Origin of the sequence: Rodentibacter genomosp. 1 (genome assembly GCF_001999285.1) — a bacterium.
Taxonomy (GTDB): Bacteria; Pseudomonadota; Gammaproteobacteria; order Enterobacterales; family Pasteurellaceae; genus Rodentibacter.
Genome location: NZ_MLHN01000011.1, coordinates 19,105 through 33,331, shown reverse-complemented (window position 1 = coordinate 33,331; position 14,227 = coordinate 19,105). Strand labels below are relative to the sequence as shown.

11 protein-coding genes are annotated in these 14,227 nt (G+C 40.8%); 9 read left to right on the top strand and 2 right to left on the bottom strand.

Going from position 1 to position 14,227, the window contains the following annotated elements:
• Positions 1–31: 31 nt before the first annotated feature.
• Complete coding sequence (gene folA, locus BKK54_RS07145; protein WP_077542428.1) at positions 32–514, bottom strand: type 3 dihydrofolate reductase; 483 nt, start codon at positions 512–514, stop codon at positions 32–34.
• A gap of 119 nt (positions 515–633) precedes the next feature.
• On the opposite strand from folA, the gene proB reads away from it, so the two are divergent.
• Positions 634–1,734: a glutamate 5-kinase gene (proB, locus tag BKK54_RS07140; protein ID WP_077542427.1), complete on the top strand. Its 1,101-nt coding sequence runs from the start codon at positions 634–636 to the stop codon at positions 1,732–1,734.
• A gap of 162 nt (positions 1,735–1,896) precedes the next feature.
• Here proB and arcA read toward each other — a convergent pair whose 3' ends face one another.
• A complete protein-coding gene (gene arcA / locus BKK54_RS07135; protein WP_077542426.1) occupies positions 1,897–2,610 on the bottom strand; it encodes a two-component system response regulator ArcA in 714 nt (237 codons plus the stop codon).
• A gap of 182 nt (positions 2,611–2,792) precedes the next feature.
• Here arcA and BKK54_RS07130 point away from each other — a divergent pair, with 182 nt between their 5' ends.
• From BKK54_RS07130 to BKK54_RS07085, 8 genes are all read left to right on the top strand, one after another.
• Positions 2,793–4,529 carry a protein-disulfide reductase DsbD gene (locus tag BKK54_RS07130; RefSeq protein ID WP_077542425.1) on the top strand — a complete coding sequence of 579 codons (1,737 nt, stop codon included), beginning with the start codon at positions 2,793–2,795 and terminating at the stop codon, positions 4,527–4,529.
• 112 nt (positions 4,530–4,641) lie between these two features.
• Positions 4,642–5,043, top strand: a complete 402-nt coding sequence (locus tag BKK54_RS07125; RefSeq protein ID WP_077542424.1) for a DoxX family protein — start codon at positions 4,642–4,644, stop codon at positions 5,041–5,043.
• A 186-nt stretch (positions 5,044–5,229) separates the two neighbouring features.
• Positions 5,230–6,828, top strand: coding sequence for a bifunctional phosphoribosylaminoimidazolecarboxamide formyltransferase/IMP cyclohydrolase (gene purH, locus BKK54_RS07120; RefSeq protein WP_077542423.1), 1,599 nt, complete (start codon positions 5,230–5,232; stop codon positions 6,826–6,828).
• 573 nt (positions 6,829–7,401) lie between these two features.
• On the top strand, positions 7,402–8,691 hold the full coding sequence (purD, locus tag BKK54_RS07105; protein ID WP_077542421.1) for a phosphoribosylamine--glycine ligase: 1,290 nt from the start codon (positions 7,402–7,404) through the stop codon (positions 8,689–8,691).
• 132 nt (positions 8,692–8,823) lie between these two features.
• Entirely contained in the window at positions 8,824–10,089 is a 1,266-nt protein-coding gene (gene glyA / locus BKK54_RS07100; protein WP_077542420.1) for a serine hydroxymethyltransferase, read from the top strand.
• 235 nt (positions 10,090–10,324) lie between these two features.
• Positions 10,325–11,341 carry a Fe(3+) ABC transporter substrate-binding protein gene (locus tag BKK54_RS07095; protein ID WP_077542419.1) on the top strand — a complete coding sequence of 339 codons (1,017 nt, stop codon included), beginning with the start codon at positions 10,325–10,327 and terminating at the stop codon, positions 11,339–11,341.
• 182 nt (positions 11,342–11,523) lie between these two features.
• On the top strand, positions 11,524–13,173 hold the full coding sequence (locus tag BKK54_RS07090; protein WP_077542418.1) for an ABC transporter permease: 1,650 nt from the start codon (positions 11,524–11,526) through the stop codon (positions 13,171–13,173).
• Positions 13,174–14,193 (top strand): ABC transporter ATP-binding protein, encoded by a 1,020-nt coding sequence (locus BKK54_RS07085; RefSeq protein ID WP_077542417.1) that lies wholly within the window; start codon positions 13,174–13,176, stop codon positions 14,191–14,193.
• The last annotated feature ends 34 nt before the right edge of the window (positions 14,194–14,227 follow it).

The following is a 14,227-nucleotide window of genomic DNA, read 5'->3' as shown; positions in this document are numbered from 1 at the left end:
AAAAAGTGCGGTTAAAAATGACCGCACTTTTTTACTTTCTCACTAAAATCAAAAACCGACAATCGTAAGGATTGTTCTCGTCTTTCTCTCGGTATTCTTCAAATTCAATATGCCATTCAGCCCAATTTAAGTTGGGGAAAAAGGTATCGCCGTCGATTTCCGCTTGAATTTGGGTTAAATAGAGTTTATCTGCTTGGGGTAAATATTGTTTAAAGAGTTCACCCCCGCCAATTAGCATAATTTCTTCCGAATCTTTGACAAAATCAACCGCACTTTCAAGGCTATTTTTCCAAACTATGCCATCATATTCATAAGGCTGGCGAGACAATACGATATTGGCCCGCTTGGGTAGGGGATGACCAATACTCTCAAAGGTTTTACGCCCCATAATGACAGGTTTTCCGGTAGTATTTTTTCTAAACCAAGCAAGGTCAGCCGGTAGATGCCAAGGCATTTGATTGTCTTTGCCGATTACATGGTTAAGGGTTGTTGCGACAATTAAACTGAACGTCATAAAAGCTCCTTGTTGAATTGCTGAACAATATATCACAGCACAATATAAATTTAATGCTTTTTGATGAGTTTAGTGCTAACGTATGTGGCATTTTTTGATAATTAAAAAGGGTTAATAAAATGAATAAAACCATTGTTGTGAAATTCGGTACCAGCACCTTAACCCAAGGTTCACCCAAATTAAATTCGCCACATATGATGGAAATTGTGCGACAAATTGCACAACTTCATCATGAGGGCTTTCGTATTGTGATTGTGACCTCCGGTGCCATTGCCGCAGGTCGCCATTATTTGAACCACCCGCAATTACCGCCAACCATTGCATCGAAACAATTACTTGCCGCTGTGGGGCAAAGTCAGCTCATTCAAGCGTGGGAAAGATTGTTTGCGATTTATGATATTCATATCGGTCAAATTTTACTGACTCGTGCGGATATTGAAGATCGCGAGCGCTTTCTTAATGCCCGTGATACGTTGCATGCGCTTTTGGATAATCACATTATCCCTGTTATTAATGAAAACGATGCGGTGGCAACGGCGGAAATTAAAGTCGGGGATAACGATAATTTGTCTGCGTTGGTCGCAATTTTGGTGCAAGCGGAACAACTTTATCTTTTAACAGATCAACAGGGTTTATTTGATAGCGATCCACGTAAAAATCCCAATGCAAAACTCATTCCGGTGGTGGATAAAATCACCGATCATATTCGTTCGATAGCCGGTGGCAGCGGTACGAATCTTGGCACAGGGGGGATGAGTACGAAAATCATCGCGGCAGATGTGGCAACACGTTCCGGTATTGAAACGATTATTGCTCCGGGTAACCGTTCAAATGTGATTGTGGATTTGGCACACGAACAGGATATTGGTACGAAGTTCACCGCCCATCATACCGATCGTTTAGAAAGTCGTAAGCAATGGTTATTTGCTGCGCCTTCAGCCGGTGTGGTCACCATTGATGACGGTGCAGAGCAAGCCATGCTTGTGCAAAATAAATCGCTTTTGCCTGCTGGAATTGTGGCGGTGGAAGGATGTTTCTCCCGTGGTGAGGTCGTGAAAATTCGCAATCAGGCAGGCAAAAATATTGCACTTGGTATGCCACGCTATAACAGTGATGCGTTATTGTTAATCAAGGGAAAAAAATCTCAAGAAATTGAAGCGATTTTAGGCTATGAATATGGCGCGGTTGCCCTTCACCGTGATGATATGATTATTTTATAGCTCGTTTCCTGTTATGTTGATTTTATGACAATAACAATCTTTGTTGAGTGAGTTACAGCAAACAGTTTTTTGTTGTGTAATACCTGGGCTCTGTTGTTTTATGCGAAATAAGGGCGAACTAAAAGCTCGCCCATTGGGTGTAGTTAAGAATGGATGACCGTTTTATGATTCAATTTCCCCACAGAACCGATACCCCTCACCATGAACCGTCACAATAATTTCGGGGGTGTTTGGGTGATCTTCAAAATGTTTACGAATACGGCGAATCGTGACGTCCACAGTACGATCTTGAGGCTTTAGCTCACGTCCTGTCATCTTTTTTAACAATTCTTGACGGCTTTGTAATTTTCCTGGGTTTTCACAGAAATGTAACATTGCCCGAAACTCGCTACGGGGGAGCTTGAATTCAGCACCTTCAGGTGTGATCAAACTATGGCTATTTAAATTGAGCATCCAACCATTGAATCGGTAAAATTCACGTTCTTTGTGGTTTTCTTTTTCAGTTTGTTGCATGACTCTATGTAACAAATTGCGTGCACGAATGGTTAATTCTCGAGGATTAAAAGGTTTCGTAAGGTAATCATCAGCCCCAATTTCTAACCCTAAAATTTTATCTACCTCATTGTCACGTCCGGTTAGGAAGATTAACGGTAAGTTGGCATATTCACGTAATTCCCGAGCGAGTAAGAGCCCATTTTTACCGGGTAAGTTAATATCCATGACGACTAGATTAACTATGTTATTTTTTAAAATCTCATGCATTTCAGCACCATTTTGTGCTTCAAGAACGCTGTAGCCTTCTGCTTCAAAAATGCCTTTTAAGGTATTACGGGTAACAGCTTCATCTTCAACGAGGAGAATTTGGGGCGTTGCCATATTTCAATCCTTTTAATTAATTTGAGAGATGGTTTATTTTATCTTTGTAACATTGTTGTAACAACGGAAAAGTGCGGTTATTTTTTATGATCTTTTTATTTTATGATCTAAATCATACTTTTTTAGTTTTTAGAATTTCTTTATGCTAGAATTTTTTCTTCTCTCAATTTATGTTTTTACCTATGAAAAAATACTTTCTTTTGCTTGTGTTGGTTTTTAGTGCATTTGCAAGCCAAGCTGGGTTATTCAATAATAAAGCGTCTTTTTTAAATGTTGATGACGCGTTTCCTCTTTCAGCTCAGATTTCACAAGATAAAAAACAACTTTCTATTCGTTGGGATATCGCAGAAGGCTACTACCTTTACCAAGATAAAATCAGCGCAAAAATAGGCTCTGAGCCTCAATCCCTTTCAATGAATTTCAACCAAAATGCAGAAATACACGAAGATCCTTATTTTGGAAGAGTCGCCGTTTTTACTAAGCCTTTAGTGGCTTACGTTTCCGGCGAAACCTTTAGGGATAATCAGAATATTGAGATTTCCTATCAGGGGTGTACGGAAGGATTTTGCTATCCGCCGGAAGTCAAAATCTTGAAAGTAGGGGATTTACCCATTGTTTCTGTGGAAGAAAAAACACCGCAAAATTCAACCGCACTTTTAGCGGAACAAGATCGTTTAGCGGCAGGCTTATTCCAAAGTAAATATGCGGCATTCGGTTTTTTCTTACTTGGGCTGGGGCTAGCTTTTACTCCTTGTGTATTACCGATGTTGCCTTTGCTTTCCTCTATTGTCATTGGTCAGCAACAACGCCCAAATATGCTACGGGCTTTTTCTCTTAGTTTTCTTTATGTGCAAGGTATGGCGCTCACTTATACCTTGCTTGGGCTTGCCGTGGCTGCAATCGGATTACCGTTCCAAATTGCTTTGCAACATCCTTATGTCATGATTGTGCTTTCTGTGTTGTTTACATTGCTTGCACTATCTATGTTTGGTGTATTCACCTTACAAATACCAAGTTCCTTGCAAACCAAGCTCAATGTATTGAGCCAAAAACAAACTTCTGGTGCGTTTGGTGGGGTATTTTTAATGGGAATGATCGCCGGTTTGGTTGCTTCGCCTTGCACTTCGGCACCACTTTCCGGTGCATTGCTTTATGTGGCGCAAAGCGGTGATTTGGTGACGGGAGCAATCACTCTCTATTTATTGGCGCTGGGCATGGGAATCCCGCTTATTCTTATCACCTTATTCGGTAATAAAATTTTGCCAAAATCAGGGGAGTGGATGAATACGGTTAAACACAGTTTTGGCTTTGTGATGCTCGCCTTGCCGGTATTTCTGCTTTCCCGTATTTTGCCTGAGGCGTGGGAACCTCGTTTATGGGCGTTATTAGCAAGTTCTTTCTTTGTTTGGTTTGCTTTGCAAATGCCTAAAAATGGTCTGGGTTATGCAGTGAAGGTACTTTCATTCGTTTGTGCCATGATGGCAGTACAGCCTTTGCAAAATCTCATCTGGCAAGAGCAATCCGGTCTGCAAAGTGCGCTCAATAATCCGGAAATTTCTCATATAAAATTTCAACGTATTCAAAATTTACAAGAATTAGATGAGGCATTAGCGAAAAATCCCCATAACATGGCCTTGCTGGATTTATATGCGGATTGGTGCGTAGCTTGTAAAGAGTTTGAACGTTATACCTTTAGCGATAAAAGGGTGCAGAATGCTTTTGAAAAAATTTTGTTACTGCAAGTAGATATGACAAAAAACAGTGCTGAAAATAAAGCTATTATGGAACGCTATCAGGTATTAGGTTTACCCACAATTTTATTTTTGGACCGTTCAGGGAAGGAAATTTCAGGTAGCCGCATAACCGGTTTTATGGATGCGGAGCACTTTTTGAATTGGATAAATCAAGTGGGGAATTAAGTTATTTTTAACCTAAAGTAAAAAGTCTTTTTCAAACTTTGCGCTTGTTTGATAAAACCTTAGTCGTTATGATTTGCGCACTTTTTCATTTATTTTTAAACAAGGAAACTTTATGAACAATCTTGAAAAATTTCGTCCTTATGCTTTGGCGTTATTACGTGTTGTTGCCGCTTATATGTTTATTTTGCATGGCACTGCTAAATTTTGGGAATTTCCTATTTCGATGACCGGTGGTAATGGTGCGGTTGCCGACCCACTAATGATTGTCGGAGGGGTGATTGAAATTGTCGGCGGTATTTTAGTGTTGTTAGGTCTATTTACCCGCCCTGCGGCCTTTATTTTATCTGGGCAAATGGCGTATGCTTACTTCTTTATGCATGCGGCGAAAGGGGGATTATTCTTCCCACTCGCAAATGGTGGCGAATTGGCGTTGCTTTATTCTGTTGTTTTCTTCTATTTTGTTTTTGCAGGTGCCGGAGCATTGGCATTAGACAATAAATTTAACAAAAACTAAGGTTTAGTTTTATCCTTTATATCCCTCGCTAGCCCACGTTATGTGGGCTTTTCTCTAAAATGCTTTCTGTTTTGACCGCACTTTCTCTTTCAACTGATTTTCTTTAATCTTTTCTATATTTACGCAACCGTTTGCGTTATAATCTGCGCGCTTATTTTTTTAACCTATTTATGAAAGGAAAATGTAATGACAGATCGTCCTATTCGTCAGGCTTTATTAAGTGTTTCAGATAAAACCGGTATCGTGGAATTTGCTCAAGGGCTTGTGCAACGTGGCGTAAAATTGCTTTCTACCGGCGGCACGGCAAAACTCTTAGAACAAAATGGTTTGCCTGTGACGGAGGTCTCTGACTATACGGGATTTCCTGAGATGATGGATGGTCGTGTGAAAACCTTACATCCGAAAGTTCACGGGGGGATTTTAGGTCGTCGTGGTATGGATGACGCCATCATGCAACAGCATGGTATTGAAGGTATTGATATGGTGGTGGTCAATTTATATCCCTTTGCACAAACCGTTGCAAAGCCGGATTGCACATTAGAAGATGCAGTGGAAAATATTGATATCGGCGGGCCAACTATGGTGCGTTCTGCTGCGAAAAACCACAAAGATGTTGCTATTGTTGTGAATAATCAGGATTTTAATGCAATCCTATCGGAAATGGATCAACATCAAAATAGCTTAACGCTGGAAACCCGTTTTGATCTTGCTATCAAAGCCTTTGAACATACCGCACAGTATGATTCAATGATTGCTAATTATTTCGGTCAGCTTGTTAAGCCTTATCATGTGGCAGCTGAAGAAGATTCTGATGCGAAGTGCGGTCAATTTCCACGGACGTTAAACCTAAATTTTGTGCGAAAACAAACCATGCGATATGGTGAAAACGCTCACCAAAATGCGGCGTTTTATGTGGATCTTAACGTGAAAGAAGCGAGCGTGGCGACGGCGACACAATTACAAGGCAAGGCTCTTTCTTATAACAATATTGCTGATACTGATGCTGCCCTTGAATGTGTGAAAGAATTTGATGAGCCCGCTTGTGTGATTGTGAAACACGCTAATCCTTGTGGCGTGGCATTAGGAAAAGATATTTTGGAAGCCTACAACCGTGCTTATCAAACTGATCCGACTTCCGCTTTCGGTGGAATCATTGCCTTTAATCGTGAACTGGACGGAAAAACCGCGACTGAAATTGTAGAACGCCAATTTGTGGAAGTGATTATTGCACCGAAAGTATCAGCAGAAGCTGTCGAGGTGGTGAAACGCAAGAAAAATGTTCGATTGCTTGAATGCGGAGAATGGCAAGAACGTACTCAGCGTTTAGACTTTAAACGTGTCAATGGCGGTTTATTGGTACAAGATGCGGATTTAGGCATGGTCGGTTTGGACGATTTAAAAGTCGTGAGCAAACGTCAGCCAACCGAACAGGAACTCAAAGATTTATTATTCTGTTGGAAAGTAGCGAAGTTCGTGAAATCCAATGCGATTGTCTACGCCAAAAATAACCAAACCATCGGCATTGGCGCAGGTCAAATGAGCCGTGTTTATTCCGCCAAAATTGCCGGTATTAAAGCGCAGGACGAGGGATTGGAAGTTTCAGGCTGTGTCATGGCTTCCGATGCTTTCTTTCCATTCCGTGACGGCATTGATGCCGCGGCGAAAGTGGGAATCCAATGTGTGATCCATCCGGGTGGTTCAATGCGTGATCAGGAAGTGATTGATGCGGCGGATGAGCATGGGATGGTGATGGTGTTGACTGGGATGAGACATTTTAGGCACTAAATATGATGGTATTTCGCTCTTTCAATTTTTGAAAGAGCGAGTTCATTTTCTTTGCTTGCCCAAAGAAAACGAACCAAAAGAAAAGGCACCCCGCTTTTCCTTATTTCCTTTGCCTCATTGGATTTGCTTCACAGAAATTTTCTGAACTCGCTACGCTCAAACAGACGAAAATTTCCTACAAATTCAATTCAGCAAAGGCGGAAAAGAAGGGAACCGATTTGTTCTTTTTTGATTTAAAGTGCGGTTAAAATTTTAGATATTCTTATATCTTAAAAATATTGTTAAAACTAACCGCACTTTTCAAATGATGTGCCGATTAATTCGGGGCCCATATAAATCGCCTTTGCGACTTGGCATTTTTAGCTAAATTTGTACTGTTTGAGCGTAGCGAGTTTATAAATTTAGCGTTAAGAAAATGACAATAAAGCAAAGATTAGTGATTTAACTGGGGCGTGTTTTCTTTGCCTACTTTCTTTTACACGAGTAAAAGAAAGTAGGTCGCTTTCAGGCGAAACCCGAATAAAATCAAAAAACACTTTTGACAACCACAACATAAACATTATAAGGATCATCATGAATATTTTAATCATCGGAAACGGCGGTCGTGAACACGCGCTTGCTTGGAAAGCGGCTCAATCTCCACTAGCCAAAAAAGTGTTTGTCGCACCCGGCAACGCAGGAACGGCACTGGAAAGCAACATTGAAAACGTTAATATTGCTGTTACTGATATTCCGGCACTTGTTAAATTCGCGCAAGATAATCAAATCGACTTAACCATTGTTGGGCCTGAAGCTCCCTTAGTTATTGGTGTGGTGGATGCATTTCGTGCGGCAGGATTAAAAATTTTCGGGCCAACACAAGCGGCAGCCCAATTAGAGGGTTCGAAAGCGTTTACTAAAGATTTTTTAGCCCGCCACAAAATTCCAACGGCGGAATATCAAAATTTCACAGAGGTCGAACCGGCATTAGCATATTTGCGGGAAAAAGGCGCGCCGATTGTCGTGAAAGCAGATGGTTTGGCAGCCGGTAAAGGCGTGATTGTAGCGATGACCCTGCAGGAAGCGGAAGCGGCGGTACGTGATATGTTATCGGGCAACGCCTTTGGTGAGGCGGGGAGCCTAGTGGTGATCGAAGAGTTTTTAGAGGGTGAAGAAGCCAGTTTTATTGTGATGGTGGATGGCAAAAATGTTGAGCCGATGGCAACCAGTCAAGATCATAAACGCGTGGGTGAGAATGATACTGGGTTGAATACAGGGGGCATGGGTGCTTATTCACCAGCGCCAGTGGTGACACCTGAGATTCACGATCGCATTATGCAGGAAGTCATTTATCCGACTGTGAACGGCATGGCGGCGGAAGGGAATGTTTACACCGGTTTCTTATATGCCGGTTTAATGATTATGCCGAACGGCCAACCGAAAGTGATCGAATTTAACTGCCGTTTTGGTGATCCGGAAACCCAACCAATTATGTTGCGTTTAGAGTCCGATCTGGTTGAGCTTTGTCTTAAAGCTTGTGAAGGCAAGTTAGATGAAATTCAATCCCAATGGAATCCAAAGGCTTCCTTGGGCATTGTATTAGCGGCGGAAGGCTATCCGGGTGATTATCGTAAAGGCGATGAAATTATCGGTTTGCCGCAAAGTGCGGTCGAAAATGAAAAAGTTTTCTTAGCTGGCGTAGAAGCCAAAGAGGGGAAATTACTGACCAATGGCGGTCGTGTATTATGTGCCACAGCCTTAGGCGATAGTGTATTTGAGGCACAACAAAAAGCCCTGAAACTCGCAGAACAAATCCAATGGAACGGTCGTTTTTATCGTCGTGATATTGGTTATCGTGCGGTTCAGCGTGAGCAGGAAAAATAAAAGGAAAATAACCGCACTTTTCTTATGAATCTTTTTCATTTCTTAGATGAAAAAATATGTATTAAATTTTAATTAAGTTTAAATCAATAAGCGGTTACACTATAGATCGCAATCACATAACAGGAGAACACAATGTTTACTAAAAATATGAATATCGCTGACTACGATCCGGTATTATGGCAAGCGATTCAAGATGAAAACCGCCGTCAGGAAGAACATATCGAATTAATTGCGTCTGAAAACTATGCTAGCCCGCGTGTCATGGAGGCGCAAGGGTGTCAATTTACCAATAAATATGCGGAAGGCTACCCGGGCAAGCGTTATTATGGCGGCTGTGAGTATGCGGACATTGTGGAACAACTCGCTATTGATCGTGCAAAAGAGTTATTCGGTGCCGATTATGTGAATGTTCAACCGCACTCCGGTTCTCAAGCCAATGCGGCAGTGTACGGTGCATTAATTAATGCAGGCGATACTATCCTAGGAATGGACTTGGCTCATGGTGGTCATTTAACACACGGTGCAAAAGTGAGTTTCTCAGGTAAAATTTATAACTCGGTGCTTTACGGTATCACTGCGGATGGTTTGATTGATTACGAAGATGTGCGCCAAAAAGCATTGGAAGCTAAACCAAAAATGATTGTTGCCGGTTTCTCAGCATACTCTCAAGTTGTTGATTGGGCGAAAATGCGTGAAATTGCCGATGAAGTTGGGGCATATTTATTTGTGGATATGGCACACGTCGCAGGATTAATTGCTGCGGGATTATATCCAAATCCATTACCACACGCCCACGTTGTGACAACAACGACCCATAAAACCCTTGGCGGCCCACGTGGCGGTTTAATTCTTTCTTCTTGTGGTGATGAAGAAATCTATAAAAAATTACAATCCTCCGTATTCCCGGCGAATCAAGGTGGCCCGTTAGTTCATATTATTGCTGCAAAAGCGGTATGCTTTAAAGAAGCCTTAGAGCCGGAATACAAAGTGTATCAAGCCAATGTGTTGAAAAATGCGAAGGCAATGGTAGAAGTATTTAAACAACGTGGTTTTGATGTGGTATCAAAGGGTACGGAAAATCACTTGTTCTTGGTGAGTTTCATTAAACAAGGCTTAACCGGTAAAGCGGCCGATGCGGCATTAGGGAAAGCAAACATCACTGTGAATAAAAACTCGGTGCCAAATGATCCGCAAAAACCATTTGTGACTTCGGGGATTCGAGTGGGAACGCCATCAGTAACCCGTCGTGGCTTTAATGAACAAGATTGCCGTGATTTAGCCGGTTGGATGTGTGATATTTTAGATGTACTTGGCAAAGAAAACGAAGAACAGGTGATTGAAGCGACCAAAGAAAAAGTATTAGCAATTTGTAAACGTCTTCCGGTTTATCCTGCTTAATATTTATGGGACAGATGTATGCTAGCGGCGGTGAATATCGCCGCTTATTTTTTATATGGGGAAAGTAAGGGATAAATAATCGATTGTCGTACATTTTATATAAAGATACATCAATATCTTATAGGAAAAAACATATCTACAAATAAGAATAATTATTATTGACGAGAAGTGTATAACCTTTTAAAATCCCAACATCTCAATACTCTGTCAATCTCTTTCCTATGGAGGAAGCCTAATGAAAAAATCTTTTGCAACATTTGCCTTATCGCTTTCCGCAGTATTTTCTACCTCTGCATTTGCCACAAGTGAAGTGAATGTTTATTCTTACCGCCAACCGTACCTCATTGAACCAATGCTTAAGGATTTTGAAAAAGAAACCGGTATTAAGGTAAATGTGATTTTCGCTGATAAAGGTTTAGTTGAACGAGTCAAGCAGGAAGGTGAATTAAGTCCTGCTGATGTGTTATTGACAGTGGATATTTCACGCGTGATGCAAATTGTGAATGAAGGTTTAGCGCAACCTTTTACCTCTAAGGTCTTAGATGAAAATATTCCTGCACAATATCGTGATTCTGATGGTAAATGGTATGGTTTAACGACACGTGCACGTGTGATTTACTCATCGAAAGAGCGGGTAGGGAAGTTACCTGCTGATTTTAACTATTTAGATTTAGCCAAACCTGAATTCAAAGGTAAAGTATGCGTACGTTCAGGCAAAAATTCCTATAATGTTTCGCTTTTTGCGTCAATGATTGAACATTACGGTGAAGAAAAAACTAAAGCTTTTTTAGAAGGTTTAAAAGCGAATCTTGCTCAAAAACCCCAAGGGGGTGACCGTGATCAAGTGAAAGCAATTAAAGAGGGTGTTTGCGATTATTCACTAGGTAACAGCTATTACTACGGTAAAATGTTAGATGATGAGAAACAAAAAGCTTGGGCAGAATCTGCAGTGATTAATTTCCCAGCAGGTAAACACGGTACGCATGTTAATATCAGCGGAGTTGCACTCGCAAAATATGCACCAAATAAAGAAAACGCAGTAAAACTTGTGGAGTATTTAAGCGGTGAAAAAGCCCAAAAACTTTATGCGCAGCTCAATCATGAGTATCCGGTAAAACCGGGTGTTGAACCTTCCGAATTGGTTAAAGGTTGGGGAACATTCACGCCGGATACCTTAAAATTGGAAACTATCGCCAAAAATTATGAGAAAGCCTTGAAATTAGTTGATGAAGTGAAATTTGATGAATTTTAATTATTAGGTTTTCTTGATTAAATAGAACGAGCTTTTAACAAAGAATAAGGAATCATCCGAAGCTTTGTTGCAGCTCGTTTTTAATGTCTAAAATAATTATTCTCAATAAAATATAGTTTTGATGTGCGAATTATGTTATCTCGGATGATTAAATCTACGGCTTGTATGGGAAAAGAGTTTAAATGACCCGTAACTTACTTTGGAAATTTTTTGCGATTTTGACCGCACTTTTTATCCTATTACCTTTGTTGGCAATTGCTTACCATGCGATGGACGGTAAGACAGATAATCTTATTCATCTTTGGAACACCATGCTCGGTCACTATGTGACTAACTCTATATTATTAGTACTTGCTACTGTCGCATTGGCATTATTTTTTGCTCTTCCCTCAGCATGGTTGGTGGCAAATTTTCAGTTTTGGGGACAACGTTCATTACAGTGGTTGCTTTGCTTGCCTCTTGCCATGCCTGCTTACTTAATCGCTTATCTTTATACGGATTTACTTGATTATTCGGGGGCGTTTCAGTCATTATTACGCAATCTTTTCGGCTGGCAAACGCCACAGGACTATTGGTTTCCTCAAATTAGGACGCTTTACGGTGCTTGTTTTGTTCTTGCCTTAGTGCTATATCCTTATATTTTTCTCCTTGTGCGGGTCGCGTTTTTAGAGCAATCAGAAAATTTGCAGCATAGTGCTAAAATGCTTGGTGCATCACCTTTCCAAATTTTTCGTCGCGTGACTTTTCCACTTATTCGTCCAGCCATTGCGGTAGGAATGGCATTGGTCGCCATGGAAACCTTGGGGGATTTTGGTACTGTCGCCTATTTTGCTCTCCCTACGTTGACAACCGCAATCTACGATTCATGGTTGAGTTTTCACGATCTTGGTACGGCAAGCCGTATCTCAATCTTTATGTTGCTGATGATTTTTCTGTTTATCTGCCTTGAACAATATAGTCGTCGAAAGCAGAAAAGCTATCAACGTGGTTATGAAAAGAAAACCCATTTTAGAACGCTGACAGGATGGCGTTGTGGCTTAGCGTTGGTATGGTGCTGGAGTCTATTGGCGATGGCATTTTTTATTCCGTTTGGACGATTGATTTTTTGGTCGATAGACTATTTTGAACAGTCGTGGAATTTAGATTTTGTCAAGTTTGCCTTAAATAGTTTAAAGGTATCCTCTATTGCGGCTATGACTACGGTATGTATAGCTCTTTTGTTGCACTTTGCTCATCGACTATCTCGAAATACACCATTTTTTGGCAAAATGACCCAACTTTCACTTGCCCTATCCAGCTTTGGCTATGCTATTCCTGGTACAGTGTTGGCTATTGGTTTGCTTTCTCCTCTTACTTTTGCTGATCATCAACTACATAGCCTACTCAAATCTTTGGAACTAAAACCTGTTGGACTGATTTTCTCCGGTTCGGTATTTGCGTTAGTGTTGGCTTATACTATTCGTTTTTTAGCCATGGCAATCGGGAGTCTAGGGGCTTGCTTAGAAAGAATTTCTCCCACACTAGATATGGCAAGCCAAACAATGGGTAAAAGCGGGGTGATAATGTTTAAGCGTATTCATATTCCATTGATTTTTAAGGGAATGATTACGGCAACTTTAATGGTCTTTATTGAAAGCATGAAAGAGCTCAATGCCTCATTGTTACTTCGACCTTTCAATTTTGATACGCTTGCCACTTATGTGTTTACTTTTACTTCGGACGAGCAGTTAGAACGGGCAGCGATGCCTGCAATTGTCTTGGTATTGGTAGGGCTGATTCCTGTGATTTGGCTCACTCGTTCACTGATTTCTCAATCACAAAAAGAGCGTTAAATGAAATTACTTGAAGTGCAGCAACTGAGCTGCAAGTTTGAACAAAATCAGATTTTAAAATCTCTTAATCTTGATGTTGAAGAAAATGAGATTGTTTGTTTACTCGGTGCAAGTGGCTGTGGTAAGACAACCTTACTCAAAGCGATAGCCGGTTTAATTCCTACTTCCCAAGGCGTGGTAAAACTGTCAGGGAAGGTGATTAACTCAATACCTGTGGAACAACGTAAAATCGGTTTAATTTTTCAAGATTATGCCCTTTTTCCACATTTAACTGTTGCAGAAAATATCCAATTTGGGTTGAGTCAATTGACAAAAAATGAACAAAAAAGCGTGACTCAACAAATGTTGAGCGTAGTGAAATTAGAAGGCTTTGAACAACGCTTCCCACACGAGTTATCCGGTGGGCAGCAACAGCGGGTAGCAATCGCTAGAGCCTTAGCTTGCAAACCTGAATTACTTTTGTTGGACGAGCCTTTTTCTAATATTGACAGCCAAACGCGCTATGCGATGATCCAAGAAATTAAGCAAATTTTGAGAAATCAAAAAGTACCGGCAATTTTTGTGACGCATAGTAAGGAAGAGGCTTTTGCTTTTGCAGATAAAATTGCCGTCATGGATCAAGGAAAAATTGTACAAATCGGCACGCCAACTCAGCTTTACCACAACCCTATCAACCACTTTGTCGCAGATTTTCTCGGGAGTACAAATTACCTTGATTGTGAAATTCAAGCTGACAGAAGCCTTAAAAGCCCGATTGGTACTTACCACCTTTTTCCTGAAATGGACTATACCGCAGGCTGTTATCAATGGTTACTTCGCCCAGAACAAATTTTGCTCAAACTTGAACAAACAGGGAAAGGGACAGTAATTGATAAACTTTTTTTAGGGCAGTACTACCGTTATCAAATTGCTATTAACGGCATTAATCTTATTGCTTATGAAAGTACAGATTTGCCTTTACAATCTACCGTGAGTGTCACTTTTCAATGTCAGGAATTTGTATTTTTTCCCATTCAATAGTGGGGAATAGGGGGGGCTTTGTGCTAAAGTATAA